Origin of the sequence: Bacillus sp. AFS018417 (genome assembly GCF_002560985.1) — a bacterium.
Taxonomy (GTDB): domain Bacteria; phylum Bacillota; class Bacilli; order Bacillales; family Bacillaceae_G; genus Bacillus_A; species Bacillus_A rhizoplanae.
This window is the reverse complement of sequence record NZ_NTTM01000023.1, coordinates 43337-64765: the sequence shown is the minus strand read 5'-3', so window position 1 is coordinate 64765 and position 21429 is coordinate 43337. Positions and strand designations below refer to the sequence as shown.

At 37.1% G+C, this 21429-nt stretch carries 24 protein-coding genes and 1 other annotated feature; of the genes, 18 read left to right on the top strand and 6 right to left on the bottom strand.

Annotation, left to right across the window (positions count from 1 at the left end):
* Positions 1-171 precede the first annotated feature (171 nt).
* From CN326_RS10170 to CN326_RS10155, 4 genes are all read left to right on the top strand, one after another.
* On the top strand, positions 172-465 hold the full coding sequence (locus CN326_RS10170; RefSeq protein ID WP_098308893.1) for a hypothetical protein: 294 nt from the start codon (positions 172-174) through the stop codon (positions 463-465).
* A 22-nt stretch (positions 466-487) separates the two neighbouring features.
* Positions 488-1285 (top strand): membrane protein insertase YidC, encoded by a 798-nt coding sequence (yidC, locus tag CN326_RS10165; RefSeq protein ID WP_098308891.1) that lies wholly within the window; start codon positions 488-490, stop codon positions 1283-1285.
* Between the two features lie 250 nt (positions 1286-1535).
* Positions 1536-1773: a binding site (T-box leader), on the top strand.
* 63 nt (positions 1774-1836) lie between these two features.
* Positions 1837-3165, top strand: coding sequence for an APC family permease (locus CN326_RS10160; RefSeq protein ID WP_098308889.1), 1329 nt, complete (start codon positions 1837-1839; stop codon positions 3163-3165).
* Positions 3166-3260: 95 nt separating this feature from the next.
* Positions 3261-3443 (top strand): hypothetical protein, encoded by a 183-nt coding sequence (locus tag CN326_RS10155; protein WP_141525021.1) that lies wholly within the window; start codon positions 3261-3263, stop codon positions 3441-3443.
* Between the two features lie 22 nt (positions 3444-3465).
* Here the strand turns inward: CN326_RS10155 and CN326_RS10150 are convergent, their stop codons facing one another.
* Positions 3466-4224, bottom strand: coding sequence for a TrmB family transcriptional regulator (locus CN326_RS10150; protein ID WP_098308887.1), 759 nt, complete (start codon positions 4222-4224; stop codon positions 3466-3468).
* A 52-nt stretch (positions 4225-4276) separates the two neighbouring features.
* Here CN326_RS10150 and CN326_RS24595 point away from each other — a divergent pair, with 52 nt between their 5' ends.
* Positions 4277-4426 carry a hypothetical protein gene (locus CN326_RS24595; protein WP_176524583.1) on the top strand — a complete coding sequence of 50 codons (150 nt, stop codon included), beginning with the start codon at positions 4277-4279 and terminating at the stop codon, positions 4424-4426.
* 169 nt (positions 4427-4595) lie between these two features.
* Here CN326_RS24595 and CN326_RS10145 read toward each other — a convergent pair whose 3' ends face one another.
* Positions 4596-5225: an adhesin gene (locus CN326_RS10145; RefSeq protein WP_098308885.1), complete on the bottom strand. Its 630-nt coding sequence runs from the start codon at positions 5223-5225 to the stop codon at positions 4596-4598.
* Positions 5226-5559: 334 nt separating this feature from the next.
* Here CN326_RS10145 and CN326_RS10140 point away from each other — a divergent pair, with 334 nt between their 5' ends.
* The 3 genes from CN326_RS10140 to CN326_RS10130 all read left to right on the top strand — a co-directional run bounded on the left by CN326_RS10140 (position 5560) and on the right by CN326_RS10130 (position 7578).
* Positions 5560-5862: an MTH1187 family thiamine-binding protein gene (locus CN326_RS10140; RefSeq protein WP_090998954.1), complete on the top strand. Its 303-nt coding sequence runs from the start codon at positions 5560-5562 to the stop codon at positions 5860-5862.
* A 158-nt stretch (positions 5863-6020) separates the two neighbouring features.
* Complete coding sequence (locus CN326_RS10135) at positions 6021-6266, top strand: YusU family protein (RefSeq protein WP_098308883.1); 246 nt, start codon at positions 6021-6023, stop codon at positions 6264-6266.
* A gap of 394 nt (positions 6267-6660) precedes the next feature.
* A complete protein-coding gene (locus tag CN326_RS10130; RefSeq protein WP_098308881.1) occupies positions 6661-7578 on the top strand; it encodes a proline dehydrogenase family protein in 918 nt (305 codons plus the stop codon).
* Between the two features lie 24 nt (positions 7579-7602).
* On the opposite strand, the gene CN326_RS10125 is transcribed toward CN326_RS10130, so the two are convergent.
* On the bottom strand, positions 7603-8442 hold the full coding sequence (locus CN326_RS10125) for a D-alanyl-D-alanine carboxypeptidase family protein (protein WP_098308879.1): 840 nt from the start codon (positions 8440-8442) through the stop codon (positions 7603-7605).
* An 83-nt stretch (positions 8443-8525) separates the two neighbouring features.
* Complete coding sequence (locus tag CN326_RS10120; RefSeq protein WP_090916082.1) at positions 8526-8672, bottom strand: YuzL family protein; 147 nt, start codon at positions 8670-8672, stop codon at positions 8526-8528.
* A gap of 261 nt (positions 8673-8933) precedes the next feature.
* Here CN326_RS10120 and CN326_RS10115 point away from each other — a divergent pair, with 261 nt between their 5' ends.
* From CN326_RS10115 to CN326_RS10070, 10 genes are all read left to right on the top strand, one after another.
* Positions 8934-11315: a 3-hydroxyacyl-CoA dehydrogenase/enoyl-CoA hydratase family protein gene (locus CN326_RS10115; protein ID WP_098308877.1), complete on the top strand. Its 2382-nt coding sequence runs from the start codon at positions 8934-8936 to the stop codon at positions 11313-11315.
* 15 nt (positions 11316-11330) lie between these two features.
* Complete coding sequence (locus CN326_RS10110) at positions 11331-12506, top strand: acetyl-CoA C-acetyltransferase (protein ID WP_098308875.1); 1176 nt, start codon at positions 11331-11333, stop codon at positions 12504-12506.
* A gap of 132 nt (positions 12507-12638) precedes the next feature.
* A complete protein-coding gene (locus CN326_RS10105; protein ID WP_098308873.1) occupies positions 12639-14423 on the top strand; it encodes an acyl-CoA dehydrogenase family protein in 1785 nt (594 codons plus the stop codon).
* Positions 14424-14645: 222 nt separating this feature from the next.
* Entirely contained in the window at positions 14646-15368 is a 723-nt protein-coding gene (locus CN326_RS10100; protein WP_098308871.1) for an MBL fold metallo-hydrolase, read from the top strand.
* 3 nt (positions 15369-15371) lie between these two features.
* Positions 15372-15929 (top strand): TetR/AcrR family transcriptional regulator, encoded by a 558-nt coding sequence (locus CN326_RS10095; RefSeq protein WP_098308869.1) that lies wholly within the window; start codon positions 15372-15374, stop codon positions 15927-15929.
* A gap of 99 nt (positions 15930-16028) precedes the next feature.
* The gene (locus CN326_RS10090; protein ID WP_098308867.1) at positions 16029-16604 is read left to right on the top strand and encodes a permease; all 576 of its coding nucleotides are present in this window, start codon (positions 16029-16031) and stop codon (positions 16602-16604) included.
* A 111-nt stretch (positions 16605-16715) separates the two neighbouring features.
* Positions 16716-16901 carry a hypothetical protein gene (locus CN326_RS10085; RefSeq protein ID WP_098308865.1) on the top strand — a complete coding sequence of 62 codons (186 nt, stop codon included), beginning with the start codon at positions 16716-16718 and terminating at the stop codon, positions 16899-16901.
* Between the two features lie 13 nt (positions 16902-16914).
* Positions 16915-17163, top strand: a complete 249-nt coding sequence (locus CN326_RS10080; protein WP_098308863.1) for a spore coat protein — start codon at positions 16915-16917, stop codon at positions 17161-17163.
* Positions 17164-17393: 230 nt separating this feature from the next.
* Positions 17394-18344 carry an L-lactate dehydrogenase gene (locus tag CN326_RS10075; RefSeq protein ID WP_098308861.1) on the top strand — a complete coding sequence of 317 codons (951 nt, stop codon included), beginning with the start codon at positions 17394-17396 and terminating at the stop codon, positions 18342-18344.
* Positions 18345-18364: 20 nt separating this feature from the next.
* The gene (locus tag CN326_RS10070) at positions 18365-19378 is read left to right on the top strand and encodes a PTS sugar transporter subunit IIC (RefSeq protein ID WP_098308859.1); all 1014 of its coding nucleotides are present in this window, start codon (positions 18365-18367) and stop codon (positions 19376-19378) included.
* A 107-nt stretch (positions 19379-19485) separates the two neighbouring features.
* On the opposite strand, the gene CN326_RS10065 is transcribed toward CN326_RS10070, so the two are convergent.
* Together CN326_RS10065 and CN326_RS10060 are read right to left on the bottom strand one after the other, a co-directional pair.
* Complete coding sequence (locus CN326_RS10065; protein ID WP_098308857.1) at positions 19486-20124, bottom strand: phosphatase PAP2 family protein; 639 nt, start codon at positions 20122-20124, stop codon at positions 19486-19488.
* A 601-nt stretch (positions 20125-20725) separates the two neighbouring features.
* On the bottom strand, positions 20726-21172 hold the full coding sequence (locus CN326_RS10060) for a DUF3978 family protein (RefSeq protein WP_098308855.1): 447 nt from the start codon (positions 21170-21172) through the stop codon (positions 20726-20728).
* Positions 21173-21429: the final 257 nt, after the last annotated feature.

Below are 21429 nucleotides of genomic sequence, written 5' to 3'. Positions count from 1 at the left end.
CAAGAAGAGAATAATGCTTTTTTCAAACACTGGCAATAGTTTTATTATTATACGAAAATTTTATAAAATTTTTACAATTTAAGTGCATAAATAAAAACATGAATATGTAAAATATAAGGAATTTACATGTTGAGGTAGTATGATATAATCCTGTCATAAGGATGTGAAGAGATGGAATTCCTATTGCAAGATGCAATGTTATGTATATCTGTTGTAACAACGGCACTTTGTTTATTAGAAGTCTTATTTCTCACTAATGTTTCACGTTTTGTACGTCAGCAAACATATAGAGGTAGACAGAAAGCTTTCGCAGTCGTTGAAACATGTGAGGAGCATATAGGGAATAGCTTACTTTTCTCTATCTTTTATAAACATGGAATGGCCCACTCAGTTCGCAGGCAAGAAGCAAGCGGAGAGAGTGACGATGTAGGTCCGTATATAACCAATGTTTCGCTAACGAATTAAGAAACATTGGAGGAATATATATATGTTTAAATCATACCGAGCTTGGCTCGTAAGTTTATCTTTATTACTTGTTGTTGTTTTATCTGGTTGTAGTAATGCGAATGCAAATGCAGGACCAGTGGATGCGAATAGTCCAGGATTTTGGAATCACTTTATTGTATATCCAATTTCTGTTATGCTGCAGTTTGTGGCGCACCATTTGCCGAATCATAGCTTTGGGATTGCCATTATCATTATTACGATTGTAGTTCGTACAATATTACTGCCGCTGACGATTACGCAATATCGCAGCCAATTAAAAACGAAAAAAATGCAGCCAAAGCTTCAGAAATTGAAGGAAAAGTATGGCGATACGACGAAGAATCCGGAAAAACAAAAGCAATATCAACAAGAAATGATGACTTTAATGAGAGAGGACGGTGTAAACCCGCTGATGGGTTGTTTACCATTGCTGCTGCAAATGCCGGTCTTCTCAGGATTGTACTATGCAATTAGTCACACGGAAGAGATTCGTTCATCTTCTTTCTTATGGGTAAATTTAGGACATGCAGATCCTTATCACATTTTACCTGTCCTTGCTGCTATGTCAACATTCCTGCAAATGAAAGTATTTCAGTCTAATATGACAGGAGAGCAAAGCCAAGTATTAAAAGTCCAGCAGTTTATAATGCCGGCAATGATTTTATTTATGGGATCAGCTGCACCATCAGGACTTGTCTTGTACTGGATTACAAGTAACCTATTTACTGTGATTCAAACTATAGTATTGAGGAAAGTTATGGATCGTGAAGATGTACAAGTGCAAGGGCAAGGGGCATAAGAAAAATTTATTTTTATAAATAAGACAGTGCTTGTGAGAGCACTGTCTATTTTTTGTGATTTCGATATACGAAATTGATGCATGAATGTAATGACCACTTGTTATCGGCTTGATTATGAAGGGGCTTGGAGGTTAACAGAGAGGAACTTTACATCTGTTATATTATACTGAGATAATTTGTATGTGTAATATAAAACACGCTTGCATTTTTTCAAAAATTCAATATAATGAACAGTAACAACAATATTCGACAAAAGTATTGATAAGGACATGATCTATTTTTTACGATTCTCAGAGAGGGAAGTCTTAGGCTGTGAACTTCCTAATACGAAAGAATAGTTTACCACCTTTGAACTGCAGCAGTGAACGAACATCTAGTAATTGTTTGCCGGCAACAGCCGTTATCTGAAACTTGAGCAATTGGCGCTTTGTGTCTTCGTGTCAATTGGAACAAGGGTGGAACCGCGAATCAAACACTCGTCCCTTTTTTAGGGAGGAGTGTTTTTTTATTTTATTTAGATCAAACTAGGATTATAGGGAGGAGACGCAGTATGCATCACGATGACAAAAATAAAATTGGTCTAACAGTCGCATTATCAATCGTTGTCGGAACAATTATCGGCTCTGGGGTATTTATGAAGCCAGGTAAGGTACTGGATTACGCAGGAAGTTCTAACATGGCAATCTTTGCTTGGGTAGTAGGGGGGATTTTGACCTTAGCAAGTGGTTTAACTGTTGCAGAAATTGGAGCGCAAATTCCGAAAAATGGTGGCTTGTATACGTATTTAGAAGAGATTTACGGAAGATTTTGGGGTTATTTATCTGGATGGATGCAAACACTTGTATATGGACCAGCAATTATTGGAACATTAGGATTGTATTTTAGTTCGTTAGTTTTAAACTTTTTCCATATTGATAAAGTGTGGAATTTACCAATTGCGATTGGAACAGTTGTATTTCTTGGTGCTGTAAATAGTGTTGGAACAAAGTATGGGGGTATTGTTCAAACTGTGACAACAGTTGGGAAAATGATCCCGGTTGTACTTATTATTGTGATGGGATTTTGGAAAGGGGACAGCGATATATTTAACGTCGTTGTACCAGCGTCCGCAAATCAAAGTATTGGGATGGCAATTTTGGCAACATTATTTGCATATGATGGTTGGATTTTACTAGCGTCTATCGGCGGTGAAATGAAAAATCCAACAAAGCTATTGCCAAAAGCGCTGATAATTGGAATCCTTGTAGTAACAGCAGCGTATGTGTTGATTAATATGGCATTATTAAAAGTGTTACCAGCTCCGCAAATTGTTGCACTTAGTGAGAATGCAACAGCGAAAGCGGCTGAAATGTTATTAGGTGAATACGGTGGGAAATTAATTAGTATTGGGGTTATCGTTTCAATTTTCGGATGTTTAAATGGAAAAATTTTAACATTCCCACGCATTCCAGTATCAATGGCAGAACTTGGTCAGCTACCGTTTTCAAAATTTATTGCGAAAATTAATGATAAGTTTAAAACGCCAGCAAATGCAATTTTTGTAGAGATTCTACTTGGTATTATTTTAATGATTGTAAGTGACCCGAATAAATTGTCCGAGATTTCCGTATTTATTATTTATATTTTCTATGTGATGACATTTATCGGTGTATTCATTTTACGAAAACGTAATGCAGGACAAAAGCGTGAATATAGTGTTCCTTTATATCCAATCGTACCAATCATAGCAATTTTAGGATCATTCTTTGTAATTGGAAGTGCGATTATTAATGATCCAATCAGTTGTTTCTTGTCAATTGGTATCGTATTAACTGGATTACCAGTGTATTGGTATTTGAATAAGAAAGAGGCAAATTTGAATAAGAAAAAGGTAAGTTAGTCGATAATGAATTTTGAAATAGGCATCTTTTGGAGATGCCTATTTTTTTGTGCAAGGATGTTGAAAGAGATTGTGGAATATGTTGTTAAAAGGAGGTGTTTACAGTATTAACGTCTGTTGTCGAATTTATCTTTATGATTGCACCACTTGCATTGCTTGCCTTTGTGTTTCGATGGATTCGTTTTATTTATATAAACTCAGAAGAACAAATAAAACAAAATGAACAAATTATTTCGTTGTTATCGGATATAAAGAATCAAAATGAAGAACGGACATGAGTGGGAATACATGTCCGTTTTTTTAATAACGTAATTTCATTAATATGCTTCGAATTTCCTCATCGTTCATAAATAAATCATGATGCTTTTCTGTAATTTTCGCAAGGGCAACGTCATGATAGAAAAATTCTGTGAAAAATTTAACGAATGGCTGAGACATTGTTTTCATTGCTTGCCATGAGTTTTGCTCAACACCTGCAAATAAAATTTCATGATCATCGATAATGATGAGTAAAAAGCGTTCAAGTGCATCATGTTCTTCTGTTGGGATGAGAAGATGAATTTGTTCTAGTGTTGTATGAAGATTCCCTACAACAAGTGCTTCTATCTCTACACCTTGCTTTTTCTTCTCTTCTAATAACGGCATATATTCTAGGAACGTATCATTCCATGCAGACATACGGATGGATTTCTTTGCTTCCTGCACAAGGTGTTTACTTTGCGCATGAATAGAAGACTGTATTTTTAAGCTCCAAACACGGTCATCTGTATATATTTTTTTCGATACGTTGTTTTGTAACTCTTCAATATTTGATTGAAATTCTGCGGTTAACTTTTCGATAGCAAGCTGCAGCGGCAAGGCGATATATAGTTTTTTCTTTTCAGAAACAGAATCCATCACCATGCCTTTATCAATAAGACGTGCCAATACTTCGTATATCTTTGCTTTCGGAACACCAGAATACTTCACGATGCTCGTTGCATCAAGCGGCTCTTCGCTTGAAACGAGGACTTCGTATGCTTGACTTTCATATTGTGAAAAACCGAATCTTTGTAACATAGTTCCTCCTGAACGAAAATTTCTTCTTTCTTAAGAATAAGGAACTCTCTTCGTGAATACAAGGGAAGAAGCTTCTTCTCTTGTGATTGAAACAGAAACACAGGTATCTCATTTAGAAAAAGTGCCAGGAACGATGAAGCAATTAACAGTGGAAATGAGCGATTTGGAAAAGCTAGTAGAACAGTTTAAAATAGAAAATTGAAATTTAGGCTGTCGGGATTTTTCCGACAGCCATTTTTTGAGGTGAATTTCTGTTGTATATTGTCGGAAGGCCTTTATCCCGCATTAACGGGCAGTAAAGGATGGAGAAGAGAGGGGAAGAAAACTGCCCCACTTCCGCCGATATATTGAGATTGTAACTCTTTTCATATTTAATTATGGACAGCTTGGAATGTGAGGATGCCGTTACTTTCTGTTACCATTAATGTCCCGCCAATAGCTTGTGTTGTATATTGATGAGATGTACGATCAGTTAATCCAAGTTGTTCTAAAATAGACATAACACCTTGCTGACCAAGAGAAGGGTCTAAACTCAAAATAACAAGACCTACCGTTGCATAAAAGGCTGAAGTGTCTTGTTCAGAAGCATCTGAACCGACAACAGCAACAGCACCGATATTGCCGTTAGATTTATAAATTGTCATGCCAAATCCTAAACCATTGCTGAATGTTCCATTGTACGTAACAGTTGCTTGATCCTCTGTGAATAGCTTAACATTTCCTAAGTTATATCCGGATGGCTTTCCAAGACGGTTAAAAGTGGAAACATATTCTTGGATAGTTCGAGTTGTCTCAGCTTGTTCTGGTTGATGTGGATTAGGTTGGCCCGGTTGAGGAGCAGGTTGTGGGTTTGGGGTAGGAGCCGGGGCTGGTATTTGTTCTGGTGGAACTGGCTTTTCAATTGGAGGAGAAGAAGTTGGTTTGTCTTTCTCTTTCTCACACGCTGTTGTTCCTAGCAGAAGACTTCCTGCTAATAATAAGGTAATAAATAAACGTTTCATAATCCACTTCCTTTCAAAGTTGCGAAAATGCGATTTCTTGCAGAAGTCATATCAATATATGCAGGGCGGACAGAAAAGAGTTACGGTAGATAAGCATATTCTGGGGAAATAAAGTAAAACTTCCATCAGTGGGGGGCATCCCCCACTGATGGTTAGTTGAACCAATCGGGCTTTTACGGGTAGCAATTTTTTGAGGTGAATTTCTGTCGTATATTGTCGAAAGGTCTTTATATTGTGTCGAAGCGCCGATATATTGTAAAAAGCGCCGATATATTTTTAGTTATGGAGAAAATTTTGTACAATAGTAAAGAATCTACAGAAGAGGTGAACAGAAATGGCAATTGTTGATGTTACCATTATTCCAGTTGGAACAGGCACTACAAGTGTAAGTGAGTATGTAGCGGAAATACAAAAAGTACTTGAGAAAAATGCAGATCGCGTGAAGTATCAATTAACACCAATGAATACAATTATTGAAGGAGAACTTCCGGTGTTATTTGAAGTCATTCAACAAATGCATGAGGTTCCATTTTCTAAAGGCGCAGGTCGCGTAGCAACAAATATTCGTGTTGATGACCGCCGTGATAAAGTCAGCTCCATGGAGAAGAAGTTACAGTCTGTACAGTCGAAGTTATAGAGTGGAACTAATCGGGATTTTACTGCCCGAATAGGAGAAGCAGCGAAATAAGGCTGCTTCTTTTTTAATATGACTTAAAAAAGTAGGACAAGAAAATTGTTTCTATCTTTAAATTTATTTACTATCAAATATGAAGAAATGAGAAGGGAGCTAGAGGGATGAGTGACAAATTTCAAGAACAGTTTGACGGCTTGCTACAGAAGTATACAGAGCTATTATTAGGAGAGAGCAACGAAGAATATAAACAAAAGGTTGAGAAATGGGCGTTATATTCGTATATTGCTAAAACGATGCCAGCTCTTGTAAAGCATTGGAATGAAACGTATCCAGATGCAAAAGAAGAGATGGTAAAGTTAATTACAGAAATTAAAAAGCGAAATGATGAGCATAGACAAAATAAGTGAAAAATAGGAAAAGGCTACTTGTATAAGTGGTCTTTTCTTATTTTTGATGAATAGGCATATGAGTTATTTTTATATAATGTTTGTTTATCTGTATACCACTTTTTATATGAAATGGAAGGAGTGTTTATAGAGAGGAGAAGATGTTAAAAAGCATTTGTCGAAATTATTTTTTGAAGAAGGCATTTTACTATATTGTTACCCACCCCCCCGAAATTTCTGTATGTCGAAAAAAATTTTATTTCGTATTTTTCCTTTTAAAATTCAATTATACATACATTCTTGTATTATTATGTTAATTATCTAAATAATTATTTGTATCAAATAATTTTAAACAATGATATAATTTAGAAGAGGGGTAAAAAACAGACAAAGTACAGTCATAGGGGTGAAATACATGGAACAATTAATGCGTAATTCTTTCTTGTTTTTATCAAAAAATAAAGCGTTAACAAAACTAGCGAAAAAATACGGTTTACGTTTTGGAGCAGGACGCTTTGTTGCGGGGGAAACAATTGATTTAGCAGTAGCTGCAATTAAAGATTTAAACAAACAAAACCTTTGCGTTACGATCGACTATTTAGGGGAATTTGTTGATAACGAAGCAGAGGCAAATGAAATGGCGGATGAATCGATTGAAGCGATTCGTGCAATCGGTCGCGAAAAGCTAGATTCTCAGCTTTCATTAAAAATGACTTCTATGGGTTTAGATATCTCAGAAAATTTAGTTATGAACAATATGCGCCGTATTTTAGATGCAGCGAAAGAAAACGGTGTGTTTGTAACAATTGATATGGAAGATTATTCACGTTGCGGAAAAACAATTGATATCTTCATGAAATTAAGAGAAGAATATGATAATGTTGGTACAGTAATTCAAGCGTATTTATATCGAACAGAGAAAGATATAGATGATTTGAATGCGTATCATCCAAATTTACGTCTTGTAAAAGGGGCGTATAAAGAGTCTGAAGAAGTTGCATTCCCAGAGAAGAAAGATGTAGATGACAATTATAAAAAGATTATTAGAACGCACTTATTAAATGGTAATTATACAGCAATCGCTTCACATGATGATGCAATTATTGAATATACAAAAAAACTTGCTGAAGAATACAACATTTCTCGTGATCAGTTTGAATTCCAAATGTTATTCGGCATTCGTACAGAGCGTCAACTTGAGCTTGTGAAAGAAGGATATAAAATGCGCGTGTATGTACCATATGGAAACGACTGGTACGGCTACTTCATGCGTCGCTTAGCAGAACGTCCAGCTAACGTAGCATTCGTATTAAAAGGAATGGTTAAAAAATAACCAAGGAAGTTTAAACTTCCTTGGTTATTTTAATTGTTCAAAAGCATAGTCCGCCATCTTTTTTGCATCAGGGTACAGTGTTTTGCGGCCAGAAGAGAGGACAACGGTAATAACCCTTTTCCCGTCTTTCTCATCTACTGTAGCGACTGTATATTCTGCTAATGTAGAAAGACCGCTTTTGCTTCCAATCGCATGTGGATCAGCGTACAGTTCTTCACGTCCATAGTTTGCGATTTTTTTCGTTTGCATGGATGTATGTATAGTTGTATGAATGGTATTCATATCTTGTAAGACTTCTGGATACTTTAATACTTTTTTTGTAATAAGTGCTAAATCATATGGTGAAATTTTATTTCCAAGCGCATCAGCCCCGCTTGCATTTTTAAACGTTGTATGTGTCGCTCCGAGCTGTTTTGCTCGTTCATTCATCATTTTTGCGAATTTTTCTTTGGAACCGGCGATATGTTCTGCGATCGATTCAGCGATTGGATCGGCGCTAATAACAAGCATCAACTTTAATGCCTCATCGCGCTTTAGCTTTTCTCCAGCATGTAGTGTAATTTTTTTACTTTGGCTTTCTGTTTTTATTGCATGTTCTGTAACGGTAATTTCTTCATCTTCTTTTACATTTTCTAGTAGAAGAAGAGCAGTCATCATTTTCGTTACACTTGCTGGGTAGGAGCGTTCATGTTCACGTTTTCCATATAAAACTTCTCCTGTATTTGCATCAATTGTCACGCCGTACTTTCCGTATATATCAGGCTGGGCAGCTCTGGCTACTTTTTGTCTGTGCGCATATAAGGAAAAAATCATCGCAATAAATAATGTAGCAGTAATAACAAGTAGTGTAATCGTTCGTTTCATTCTGTACCCTCTTTTATGTATGGAATAGGCAGCGATATAGCCTATTTTTCATTATGCCACGTTCGCTGCCTATAGTTGTACTCTTATTTTTCACCCATGTTTTGTTTTTTATATTGCTGATTGTTTCCTTGTCGGCCTTTTTCGATGCCGCGATCAACTGGACCAGCATTTCCTGTTACGCTTGTAGAACTAATACCTGCTTTTGATGGGTTTTTCTTAATTTTAGCCATAAGTTATGCCTCCGTGTGATCAATTTTATGGATTTTTAAAGTGTAACTAACCTTTTTAGGAGAAGGTGTTTTAAGAAAGGAAGTTCACTACATATCATGCCCAAAATATAAAAAAGAAATAAGTTCAGAAAATTTTATCTTTAAATATATTGCGAAAATTTAAACAATATCATATATTTATTAGTAGAGGCTCATTCATAGATTGCGACGTTTGTCGAAAAATTGAATGAGCATTCATTCAAGAATAAGGGGGAGAATTGGATGTTCCAAATTAAAAAGGCTGCAGTTCTTGGTTCTGGTGTAATGGGTTCTGGAATTGCTGCGCATTTAGCTAACATCGGTATACCGACATTATTGCTTGATATTGTACCGCCAACGCTTACAAAAGAGGAAGAAGCGAAGGGACTTACATTAGAACATAAAAGTGTACGAAATCGTTTCAGTAACGGAGCGCTGCAAAAATTGTTAAAGCAAAAACCAGCTCCTCTTACAATGAAAGAAAACTTAACGTTAATTGAAGCTGGCAATATGGAAGATGATATGGAGCGCCTTGCTGACGTTGATTGGATTATCGAAGTTGTTGTTGAAAATTTGGAAATTAAAAAGAAAGTATTTGAGAAAGTAGACGCTGTTCGCAAGTTAGGTTCTATTGTTAGCTCAAATACATCGGGTATTTCCGTTGAAAAAATGGTAGAAGGGCGTTCAGACGATTTCAAAAAACACTTCTTGGGAACGCACTTTTTTAACCCTCCACGTTATTTAAAACTTCTTGAGATTATACCGACAAAAGAAACGGCTCCTCATGTGTTAGACTTCATGAAATTATTTGGCGAAGATGGACTTGGAAAAGGTGTTGTTGTTGCAAAAGACACACCAAACTTTATTGGAAACCGCATCGGTACGTACGGACTGCTTGTAACGCTGCAAGAAATGCTAAAACGCGGTTATAGCATTGGCGAAGTAGATTCAGTAACAGGTCCGTTAATTGGTCGTCCGAAAAGTGCAACGTTCCGCACATTAGATGTTGTCGGATTAGATACGTTTGTTCACGTTGCAAATAACGTATATGAAAACGTACAAGAAGAAGAGCGTGAAGTCTTCAAAGTGCCAGCTTTCATGCACGACATGTTAGAACGAAAATGGCTTGGAAGTAAGACAGGTCAAGGCTTCTTCTTAAAACAAGGAAAAGAGATTTTAGAGTTAAATCCTGAAACGATGGAATACGAGGCTCGTAAAAATTTGAACGCGGCTTCTGTTGAATTAAGTAAACAGGAAAAAGGATTAGCAAACAAATTGAAAGCGCTTGTATACGCAAAAGACCGCGCTGGCGAATTGTTATGGAACATTATTACGCCAACTCTTCTATATTCAGCAAAGCTTATGAAAGAAATTGCTGATGATATTGTTGCAATTGATAATGCAATGAAATGGGGCTTTGGCTGGGAGCAAGGACCATTTGAAATTTGGGATGCAATTGGCGTTGAGAAGTCCGTTCAGAAAATGGAGGAAGACGGTCAAGTTGTTCCAGCGTGGGTAAAAGAAATGATCGAGAAAGGCATTACATCGTTCTATAAACATGATAATGGTGAGAGCTATTACTATGATAACGGTGAATATAAACAAATCGTTCGTAATAAAAAGGCAATTTCTCTAAAACAACTGAAAGAGAAAAATGGCGTACTGAAGAAAAATAGCGGTGCGAGCCTTATTGATTTAGGCGATGGCATCCTTTGCTTAGAATTCCATTCAAAGAGCAACGCAATCGGTATGGATATTACGCAAATGATTAATTACGCTGTCGATGAAGTTGAGAAGAATTATAAAGGACTTGTCATTGGAAACCAATCGAAGAATTTCTGCGTTGGTGCGAACCTTGCGATGATTTTAATGGAAGCGCAAGATGACAATTATTTTGAAATTGAGTGGGTCGTGAAAAACTTCCAAGATGCAATGATGAAAATGAAGTACTGCTCAAAACCAGTCGTGGCAGCGCCTTATGGGATGACACTTGGCGGCGGTACAGAGGTTTGCTTACCGGCAGCTAGCATTCAAGCGTCTAGTGAAACGTACATGGGATTAGTAGAAGTCGGTGTTGGTTTAATCCCTGGCGGAGGCGGTAACAAAGAGTTATACATTAAACATTTGAATAAAATGGCAAACGGTGTTGAGTTTGACCTGCAAAAAGTTGCAAATAAAGTGTTTGAAACAGTAGCGATGGCGAAAGTTTCAACATCTGCACAAGAAGCAGCTTCTCATAACTTCTTAGGCGATAAAGATGGTATTAGCGTCAATGGCGATCACTTACTATATGATGCAAAACAAAAGGCACTTGCTTTATATGAAGCGGGCTATAAAGCACCAATTCGTAAAAAGATCCCAGTTGTCGGTGAAACAGGATATGCAACGCTCGTGCTTGGGGCAGAAGCAATGCACTTATCTGGCTATATTTCCGAACATGACTTACACATTGCGAAAAAACTCGCATATGTCATTGCTGGTGGAAAAATCCCATATGGAACAGAAGTTGATGAACAATATTTATTAGATGTGGAACGCGAAGCATTTATCAGTTTAGTGAGCGAAATGAAATCACAAGCAAGAATGCAGCACATGCTTGTAAAAGGAAAACCATTACGTAACTAAGGAGGACGAGTGTTCATGAGAGAAGCTGTTATTGTTGCAGGGGCAAGAACGCCAGTTGGGAAAGCGAAGAGAGGATCATTAAAAACAGTACGTCCTGATGATTTAGGGGCATTAGTTGTAAAAGAAACATTAAAACGTGCGAATAACTATGACGGTCCAATTGATGATTTAATTTTTGGCTGTGCGACGCCAGAAGCAGAGCAAGGTTTAAATATGGCGCGTAATATTGGTGGATTAGCAGGACTTTCTTATAATGTTCCGGCTATTACAATTAACCGTTACTGTTCTTCTGGACTGCAAAGTATTGCTTTTGGTGCAGAGCGTATTATGCTTGGGCATTCGGAAGCAGTATTATCTGGCGGCGCTGAATCTATGAGTTTAGTGCCGATGATGGGACACGTTGTTCGTCCGAACAACCGTCTTGTTGAAGCAGCTCCAGAATATTATATGAGCATGGGACATACAGCGGAGCAAGTAGCAGTGAAATATGGAATTTCCCGTGAAGAGCAAGATGCATTTGCAGTAAGAAGCCATCAGCGTGCAGCAAAAGCATTAGCGGAAGGAAAGTTTGTGGATGAAACAGTACCGGTGGATGTAACACTTCGCACTGTTTCGGCAAATAACAAATTACAAGAAGAAACAATTGTGTTCTCACAAGATGAAGGTGTAAGAGCAGATACGACGTTAGATATTCTTGGGAAACTACGACCAGCATTTAACGTGCGCGGTTCAGTAACAGCTGGCAATTCTTCGCAACTGAGCGATGGCGCAGCAGCAGTACTACTGATGGATCGTGAAAAAGCAGTAAGCGACGGACTAAAGCCGCTTGGAAAATTCCGCTCCTTCGCAGTAGCTGGTGTACCGCCAGAAGTAATGGGAATCGGTCCAATTGCAGCGATTCCAAAAGCGTTAAAATTAGCAGGCTTAGAACTATCTGATATCGGCTTATTTGAACTAAATGAAGCATTCGCTTCTCAATCGATTCAAGTTATTCGCGAACTTGGACTAGATGAGGAAAAAGTAAACGTAAACGGCGGAGCGATTGCACTTGGACATCCACTTGGATGTACAGGAGCGAAATTAACATTATCTCTTATTCATGAAATGAAGCGCCGTAATGAGCAGTTCGGCATCGTGACAATGTGTATTGGTGGCGGAATGGGTGCTGCTGGAGTGTTTGAATTATTGTAAAAGCGAAATCACTATAAATAGATAGCATTTCAAAATGGAAGCGACTAAAGGGTATAAAAACAAACAAAGAAGGGCTAGCTTCTCTCACAACAAGAGAAGCAGCCTATGAAAATATGAAGGAGGAAATTTTTCATGGAAAAAATAGTAGGAAGTGCAGTAAAAGGCGGCAGCTTTTTAGTTGATGATTTTACAATTGATCAAGTGTTTACACCTGAAGATTATACAGATGAGCATAAAATGATCGCGAAAACGACAGAGGACTTTATCGTAAATGAAGTACTGCCAGAGCTTGAATATTTAGAGCAGCATGAGTTTGATCGTTCCGTTCGTTTATTAAAAGAAGCAGGTGAGCTTGGATTATTAGGTGCTGATGTACCAGAAGAGTACGGCGGCATTGGCCTTGATAAAGTTAGCTCTGCGTTAATTGCAGAAAAATTTTCGCGTGCGGGCGGCTTTGCGATTACGCACGGTGCTCACGTAGGGATTGGATCGTTGCCAATCGTATTATTTGGTAACGAGGGGCAAAAGAAACAATATCTTCCTGCATTAGCAACAGGCGAAAAGTTAGCTGCGTACGCATTAACTGAACCAGGTTCTGGATCTGATGCATTAGGAGCGAAAACAACGGCTCGTTTAAATGCGGAAGGTACACACTATGTATTAAACGGTGAAAAACAGTGGATTACAAACTCTGCTTTCGCTGACGTATTCATTGTATACGCAAAAGTAGATGGCGAACATTTCACAGCGTTTATCGTAGAGAGAGAATACGCTGGCGTATCCACAAGCCCGGAAGAAAAGAAAATGGGTATTAAATGTTCTTCTACTCGTACGTTAATTTTAGAAGACGCATTAGTGCCAAAAGAAAATGTGCTTGGTGAAATTGGGAAAGGTCACGTAATCGCATTTAACATTTTAAATATCGGCCGTTATAAATTAGGTGTTGGTACAGTTGGTTCGGCTAAACGTGCTTTAGAAATTTCAGCACAATATGCAAATCAACGTCAGCAGTTTAAGCAGCCAATTGCTCGCTTCCCATTAATTCAAGAGAAGCTTGCAAATATGGCAGCAAAAATTTATGCAGCGGAAAGCTCTGTATATCGTACAGTTGGTTTATTTGAAAGCCGTATGAGTACATTATCAGAAGAAGAAGTAAAAGACGGTAAAGCTGTAGCAGCTTCTATTGCTGAATATGCAATTGAGTGTTCTTTAAATAAAGTATTTGGTTCTGAAGTATTAGATTACGTAGTAGATGAAGGTGTTCAAATTCATGGTGGTTACGGATTTATGGCAGAGTACGAGATTGAAAGAATGTACCGCGATTCTCGTATTAACCGTATTTTCGAAGGTACGAATGAAATTAACCGCTTAATCGTACCAGGTACGTTCCTGCGTAAAGCAATGAAAGGTGAATTACCACTTCTCGAAAAAGCACAAAAACTACAAGAAGAATTAATGATGATGATGCCGGAAGAAGTAGGCGATGAGCCATTAGCACTGCAAAAACATTTAGTGAAGAATGCGAAGAAAATCGGCTTAATGGTAGCTGGATTAGCTGTTCAAAAGTATGGTAAAGCTTTAGATAAAGAACAAGAAGTTCTTGTGAATATTGCTGATATCGTAAGCAACCTATACGCAATGGAATCAGTAGTTCTTCGTACAGAAAAAGCAATTAAAACAACTGGCCTTGAGAAAAACAAACAAAAAGTTCTATACACTGAAGTATTCTGCCAAGAAGCATTCAATCAAATCGAAGCAGATGCGAAAGAAACAATTATCGCTGTAGAAAATGGCGATATGCTGCGCATGATGTTATCTGCGCTTCGTAAATTTACTCGTCACACACCGCTTAACGTAATTCCGAAGAAACGTGAAATTGCGGCGAAAGTGTTAGAGGATGAGCGTTATACAGTTTAATATGTAAAAAGCAGGAGTCGTTTAGAGCGGCTCCTTTTTTCGTGTTCATCGATATATCGGCGGAAGTAGTATATTTATCGGCGTTTCGATGATGTTCAACATGCGAATCGTTGAGCGACTCCTGCTTTTTTTTTGCCCAAAAATGGAATTTTCAGTGACAAAAACTAATACCATTAGTATAATAAAACTAACATCATTAGTTTTTAAAAGGGAGCTGGAAATATGAGAATGATGCATGAGAAAACGGTATATCAATTGTCATTTTTGCCAAGAGTGTTTCCTGTGAATTGTTACTTTGTGGAGGAAGAAGACGGTTTAACTTTAATTGATGCGGCGCTGCCATATAGCGCAAAAGGCATTTTACAAGCAGCTCAAAAAATCGGAAAGCCGATTACTAATATTGTATTAACACATGCACATGATGATCACATTGGTGCGCTAGATGCATTAAAAGAAGTACTTCCTGATGTTCCTGTTTATATTTCAAAGCGGGACGCACGTTTGTTAGAAGGAGATACGACATTACAAAGAGATGAACCAAATACGCCAATAAAAGGCGGTGTACCTAAAAAAGTAAAGACAAGACCAGATGTTTTATTAGAAGATGGAGATCGAATTGGATCGCTTCTTGCGATTATGACACCGGGACATACACCAGGTTCCATGTCGTTTCTTGATACGCGAAATAACACTCTTATTGTCGGAGATGCATTTCAAACAAGAGGAGGCACTGCCGTTTCAGGACAAATGAAATTTTGGTTCCCGTTTCCTGCGATGGCAACGTGGAGTAAAGAAGTAGCATTACAGAGTGCAGAGAGATTAAGAGAATATGGGTCTTCCTTACTTGCAGCAGGACATGGAAAAATGATAAAGGATCCAGCCACGGCAATAGACCGTGCGATTGAGGAAGCAAAGCGAAATATAGAAAGCATGAAAGAAGGTTAATTTATGTCACCGAGAATAGGGCTTACATTACAGAAAATCATCGATACAGCAGCAGAAATCGCAGATGTAAACGGAATGCAAGAAGTAACATTAGCGTCATTATCGCAAAGGCTAGGGATACGCTCTCCCTCTCTATATAATCATGTGAAAGGTTTACAAGACGTACGAAAAAACCTTGGTGTTTATGGAATAGAGCAGCTGCATGAGGAGCTGAAAGAGGCGGTAGAGGGTAAAAGTATGGATGAAGCAATTCATGCATTAGGAGAAGCGTACGTGTCGTTTGTCCGAAAACATCCTGGATTGTATGAAGCAACTTTTTTACGAGATGAAGAAGTACAACAAGCAGGAGATGGAATTGTAGAGCTTTGCCTTCATGTTTTACAACACTATGGTTTAGAGGGTGAAAAAGCAATCCATGCGACGCGTGGATTAAGAAGTATTTGTCACGGATTTGCGTCGATTGAACAGCAAGGTGGATTTGGATTGCCGCTGGATTTAGATGTGAGTTTACATTTATTACTGGAAACGTTTATTAAAGGGCTACATGTAATAAAAGAATAAATAAGGGGAGAGAAAACATGAATTTTTTGCTGTTCATGCTTCTTTTTACAGTAGGTTGCGGCTTGTTAGAGATGAAAGTGCAAAAGGATGTGAAGTGAAATGTTTGCAGGACATTTTGGCTTAGCTGCAGCAGTGAAGGCAAAGTCACCGAAAATACCGCTTTGGGCTCTCATGTTAAGCACACAACTATTGGACGTGATCTTTGTGCCGCTTTATGTTTTAGGAGTAGAGACAATAGAGCCTATTGGTGGTAATGGCTATGGTGAAGCAGTGATTCATGCGGATTATTCACACTCTTTAATAGGAGCACTGTGTATTGCCTTTTTTGCAGGAATAGTGGGTATGACGTTTTGGGGAAGACGAAGTGGCTTTGTTATTGGAGCGGTAGTTTTTAGTCATTGGATCCTTGATTTACTTGTGCATCGTGCTGATTTGCCATTACTTCCAGGGAATTTCGGAGACTTACCTATGCTTGGTTTTGAGTTGTGGCGATTTCCAGCTATTAGTATCGCATTGGAATGTATTCTTATTGCATTAGGTAGTATATCATACTTTCGATATGTTGTTTCGAGTGTAGAGCAACAAAAGAAATCTATAGCAAGAGTAGCCGGCGGTGTAGTAGTTGTGTTATTAATTCTTTCGTTAATTACAGATGTAGTTGGCTTTGCGGCTTGAGTATGAATAAGAGGGAACCTTAGAAGCGATCCTAAGTTTTTTTTAGTGCATACAATCTAAAAATAAATAGATACTAAATCTTGAATGAACAAAGAAAGGAAGGCTGTTACGATGCAAAATTTAAACGAGCTTGAAGTGGAGAATTTACGTCATCTTATTGGCGGGCATGCAACAGTTATTAACAAATTACAAGAGTATGCACAAGCATGTACGGATCCGCAGCTGAAGCAGATGCTGCAAAAAGATGTGCAAGATGCACAAAATACGAAACAACAATTAATGTCTTTTCTAGGATAGGGGGGTAAAGAACATGAATGAAAAAGATATGGTAAATGATTATTTAGCTGAATTAAATGCAAGTTTAACAGGCTATGCGAATTACATTGCTCAAACGAATAACGATCAATTATATCAAACGTTAATTCAAATTCGTAATCAAGACGAAATGCGTCAACGTAATCTGTATCAATTCGCAAAACAAAAGAATTATTATCAACCAGCAGCTCCTGCTAATCCAACGATTGTTCAGCAGTTGAAGAATCAATTAAGTGCACAATAAGAAAAGAGATTTTTTAAAACGGGTGACGTGATTGAGACGTTACCTGTTTTTTTGTGAAAGTAAAAAGTTCGTGACTTTGTCGAAATTATATGCAAGGGGACATAAAACGTCCATATTATTGTGATATATTTCACAAATTGTACATGGTTTCCATGGTAAAAACTTCTATAATAAAAAGTGTAAAGAACACAACAAAAAGAAAATTACACTAAGAAGCAGGTGAGATTGTCATGAATAGAAACACAAGAAAGATTGCGATTATTGGTACTGGATTAGTTGGATCAAGCTGTGCGTATTCTATTGTGAATCAAGGAATCTGTGAAGAATTAGCGTTAATTGATCTCAATCATGAACGAGCAGTCGGCGAAGCAATGGATTTATCACACTGTATTAATTTTACAAATACAAGAACAAAAGTATATGCAGGAACTTATGAAGACTGCAAAGATATGGATATTGTTATTATTACAGCAGGACCTGCTCCAAAGCCAGGTCAAAGTCGCCTTGATACTTTAGGGGCAAGTGCGAAAATTATGGAGAGTATCGTATCAAGTGTAATGGAGAGCGGATTTGATGGCATCTTCCTAATCGCATCAAACCCAGTTGATATTATTACTTATCAAGTTTGGAAATTATCAGGTTTGCCAAGAAATCGCGTCCTGGGTACTGGGACATCATTAGATTCTTCTCGTTTAAGAACAATTTTATCTGAAATGCTGGAAGTTGACCCTCGTAGCATTCACGGTTACTCATTAGGTGAGCATGGCGATTCACAAATGGTTGCTTGGTCACATGTAACAGTAGGTGGAAAGCCTGTCTTGCAAATTTTAGAGGAGCAAAAAGAGCGTCTAGGTGAAATTGATTTAGATGAAGTTGTGGAAAAAACAGCAAAAGCTGGTTGGGAAATTTATAAACGGAAAGGAACTACTTATTATGGTATTGGGAATGCGTTAGCTTATATTGCACGTTCTATTTTTAATGATGATCACTGTATTATTGCTGTATCAGCCGTTTTAGACGGTGAATATGGTGAGTATGAAATATCCACAGGTGTACCAGCTATCATTACAAGAGATGGTATAAAAGAACTTGTCGAACTGAACTTAACAGAAGCTGAAGAAAGCCGATTTGCAAAATCAAATGACATTTTACGCGACTACATGAAAACAATCGGTTACTAAACTAGAAGAAGGTGAAACAGATGAAGGAATATATCATGCCTCGTATATTCAAAGGATCTGCAGGAATTGCACAAGGTATTTTCGTATCTCTTGGAATTGGTTTGCTCATCGAAAATATAGGAAGAATTGCTGATATTCCTATGTTAATTACAATTGGAGTTGTTGCAAAATCACTTATGGCACCAGCAATTGGAGCAGGAATCGCTTTTATGCTTGGAGCAAATGGACTTGTCATTTTCTCAGCGATGGTTGCAGGAGCGATTGGAGCTGGATCAATTTCGATTACTGCAGCCGGCTTGATGATTAAAACTGGTGAACCAATTGGTGCGTTATTAACAGCAACACTAGCAGTTTATATCGGTAAACGATTAAGCGGAAAAACTGCTTTAGATATGATGCTTGTTCCGTTTGCTGCAATATTAGGTTCAGGTTTAGTTGGTATTTGGTTATCCCACAATATTAGCCCGGTTTTAAATGCGGTTGGAGCATTTATTAAAGATAGCTCAGCAGGCAGTCCGTTTATTGCTTCTATTTTACTTTCAGTTGTTTGGGGATTATTATTAATTTCTCCAGCGTCATCAGCAGCTTTAGCGATTGCCCTTAGCCTAGACGGCGTAGCAGGCGGTGCTGCACTTGCAGGATGCGTCGCTCAATTTATCGGATTCGCTGTTATCTCTGCGAAAGAAAATAATTTAGGCGGTATTTTGGCACAAGCCCTTTGTACACCGAAAGTACAGCTTCCGAATATTACTAAGAACCCGATGATTCTTGTACCAACTGTTGTCGCCAGTGCAATTGTAGGTCCTGTATCGGCGCTTGTATTCCAAATGACAGCGGGGAAAGAAATTGCGGGTCTTGGACTTAGTTCTTTAATCGCACCAATTAACTTAATTTCAAGCAAAGGATTAAGTGTTGTTCCAGCGATGGTAATTACTTATATCATAATTCCAGTAGCTGTTTCTTATATACTGTATATGATTTTGAAAAAAGCAGGTCGCATTAAACCTGGCGACATGACTGTACCGCAATCTTAAAGATTAGTAAGAGTGTGACATATAATATACCAATTTGAAAAGCTCCTTTTACATAGAGAAAAGCAGACTGAAGCCGCAGTCTGCTTTTGTTTTTATAGATTATACGATCATCCAGCAGGGGCTTTAACCTTTTGTTTACGTAATTCAAATACAGATTGCATAGCAGCATAAAGAAAACTTGCTACTACGATGCCTGTTATTACATCTATAAAGGCGTGCTGTTTTGTAAACAAAGTAGATAAAATAATGAGTACGCCAACAAATGTTAATAGACCATATTCCCATTTGTTTTGCTTTTTTCTCTTATATGCTGTAATCATAATGACAAATGTCGTGAGCACGTGAATGCTAGGAAAACAATTTACGGGTTGATCGATACTGTAAATAAAGCGAACTAAATTAGCAAACACATCATTGCCAATTACTTCAGGACGTGTTACCGTTGTTTGCCACATATAATAAATGCTAAAAGAAAGAAGGTCACCTAATATAACACTACTTAATGTAACGTAGTAGAGCTTTCGGTCAGCAAAGCAGTAATAAATTAGAGTACCGTATAGATAGGGAAACCAAAGTAAGTATGGAACGATAAATTCTTTTGTAAAAGGAATCCATGCGTCTATTTTTGTTGTTACATTCACAGCACCTACTGTTGATTGATTGAGTACGTCATAAAGAAGACCTACAAGTATGAGTAGCAATATATAACATAATGGAAGAAAGGATGAACGTTGATTATTCTCCATAGCGGTTCTCCTATTTCTAATGTAATGAGATAAAACTTGAGAAATTATAAATAGAAAAAATGTAAATGAGCTATCAATTTCCATTAAAGCGTTTTCACTATATCATATTGTAAGGTGACGATATTATTCATTTGTATTTTTGATAAAGAGAAGCTGTCAGTAAACAAAAGTCTGTTTAAGAGGTATGTTCGAATTTATCCCGCATTAACGGGCAGTAAGACCCCCGCACTGATGGAAAATTATAATAGAAAAATATAAACGAGCTATCGATTTTCATTAAAGCGTTTTTACTATAGTATATTCTAAAGTTAAGATATAGATCATTTGCATTTTCAATAAGAGAGAATTGCCATTAAATAAATGTTTGATTAAGACGTACGTTCGATTTTGTGGTCTTAATCAAACGTTTGTTTAAGAGGTATGTTCGATTTTATAATACTAATTAAACGTTTGATTAAGATATATGTTCTATAATGCTGCGCACCTTGTTTGAAAAAATAAAAAAACACTTCTCAAAAAAAATGAAGTGTTTTTCTGTCTCTAAATATATTATAATAAAAATAGTTAGAATTTTGTTATTTCAATAAAATATCATATAAGCTTAAATAGATGTATTATATTCATTTATGTATTTAGTTACGCTTTCATTTAATGTTGCAAAAAAGTCTGGGAATTCTGAACTATTCGTGCGAATATTATCTATATGTTGTAAAGAGAGTTTTTCGTTTAAGAGAAACTCACCGTGATGTCCAAATACCTGTATATTAGCATTCATTTGTCCTGAATCTTCTTGTGTTGATACGAGAATGTAGTGAAATGCTTTTACAGGAATGACATATGTTTTGCGATATGTATTCGTACTGTTTATTCCGGTTTGCTTTATCACTTGAAACTGGAGAATGTCTTTGTTTATAGCAACAGACAATGTTGTTGACTTTAACTTTGTGTCTGTTAATTCATCAAGTTCTTCAAGTTGAAAGTGGATTGTAGTTTGATCTGAATGATGTTGAATTTGTTGCTGGATGACTGAGTGAATTTGTAGGTCCATATAGTTAAATAATCTCCTTTTCTTTATGTACTATCAAAGACAAAAATATAGAACAAAAGAATTAATATAACAGTTTCAAGCAGTAAAAAAGATTAAACATTTGTATTCTTCCTTAAAGAGAATACATGACAAAATACTAAAAAACAATATAAATTGATTTAATATTGAGCGTTTTAAAAACCATATATTTAACATAGTTAATATTATGTTAAATAATTTCTTTAGGGTAGTAAAGTATTTTTTGAGAATTTAAGAAA

Coding starts and splice junctions, on each gene's coding strand:
- yidC (WP_098308891.1), top strand. CDS start 488: ATGTTTAAATCATACCGAGCTTGGCTCGTAAGTTTATCTTTATTACTT.
- CN326_RS10100 (WP_098308871.1), top strand. CDS start 14,646: ATGAGAATGATGCATGAGAAAACGGTATATCAATTGTCATTTTTGCCA.
- CN326_RS10085 (WP_098308865.1), top strand. CDS start 16,716: ATGCAAAATTTAAACGAGCTTGAAGTGGAGAATTTACGTCATCTTATT.
- CN326_RS10110 (WP_098308875.1), top strand. CDS start 11,331: ATGAGAGAAGCTGTTATTGTTGCAGGGGCAAGAACGCCAGTTGGGAAA.
- CN326_RS10135 (WP_098308883.1), top strand. CDS start 6,021: ATGAGTGACAAATTTCAAGAACAGTTTGACGGCTTGCTACAGAAGTAT.
- CN326_RS10170 (WP_098308893.1), top strand. CDS start 172: ATGGAATTCCTATTGCAAGATGCAATGTTATGTATATCTGTTGTAACA.
- CN326_RS10125 (WP_098308879.1), bottom strand. CDS start 8,442: ATGAAACGAACGATTACACTACTTGTTATTACTGCTACATTATTTATT.
- CN326_RS10120 (WP_090916082.1), bottom strand. CDS start 8,672: ATGGCTAAAATTAAGAAAAACCCATCAAAAGCAGGTATTAGTTCTACA.
- CN326_RS10065 (WP_098308857.1), bottom strand. CDS start 20,124: ATGGAGAATAATCAACGTTCATCCTTTCTTCCATTATGTTATATATTG.
- CN326_RS10115 (WP_098308877.1), top strand. CDS start 8,934: ATGTTCCAAATTAAAAAGGCTGCAGTTCTTGGTTCTGGTGTAATGGGT.
- CN326_RS10075 (WP_098308861.1), top strand. CDS start 17,394: ATGAATAGAAACACAAGAAAGATTGCGATTATTGGTACTGGATTAGTT.
- CN326_RS10130 (WP_098308881.1), top strand. CDS start 6,661: ATGGAACAATTAATGCGTAATTCTTTCTTGTTTTTATCAAAAAATAAA.
- CN326_RS10070 (WP_098308859.1), top strand. CDS start 18,365: ATGAAGGAATATATCATGCCTCGTATATTCAAAGGATCTGCAGGAATT.
- CN326_RS10080 (WP_098308863.1), top strand. CDS start 16,915: ATGAATGAAAAAGATATGGTAAATGATTATTTAGCTGAATTAAATGCA.
- CN326_RS10140 (WP_090998954.1), top strand. CDS start 5,560: ATGGCAATTGTTGATGTTACCATTATTCCAGTTGGAACAGGCACTACA.
- CN326_RS10160 (WP_098308889.1), top strand. CDS start 1,837: ATGCATCACGATGACAAAAATAAAATTGGTCTAACAGTCGCATTATCA.
- CN326_RS10145 (WP_098308885.1), bottom strand. CDS start 5,225: ATGAAACGTTTATTTATTACCTTATTATTAGCAGGAAGTCTTCTGCTA.
- CN326_RS10060 (WP_098308855.1), bottom strand. CDS start 21,172: ATGGACCTACAAATTCACTCAGTCATCCAGCAACAAATTCAACATCAT.
- CN326_RS10090 (WP_098308867.1), top strand. CDS start 16,029: ATGTTTGCAGGACATTTTGGCTTAGCTGCAGCAGTGAAGGCAAAGTCA.
- CN326_RS10095 (WP_098308869.1), top strand. CDS start 15,372: ATGTCACCGAGAATAGGGCTTACATTACAGAAAATCATCGATACAGCA.
- CN326_RS10150 (WP_098308887.1), bottom strand. CDS start 4,224: ATGTTACAAAGATTCGGTTTTTCACAATATGAAAGTCAAGCATACGAA.
- CN326_RS10105 (WP_098308873.1), top strand. CDS start 12,639: ATGGAAAAAATAGTAGGAAGTGCAGTAAAAGGCGGCAGCTTTTTAGTT.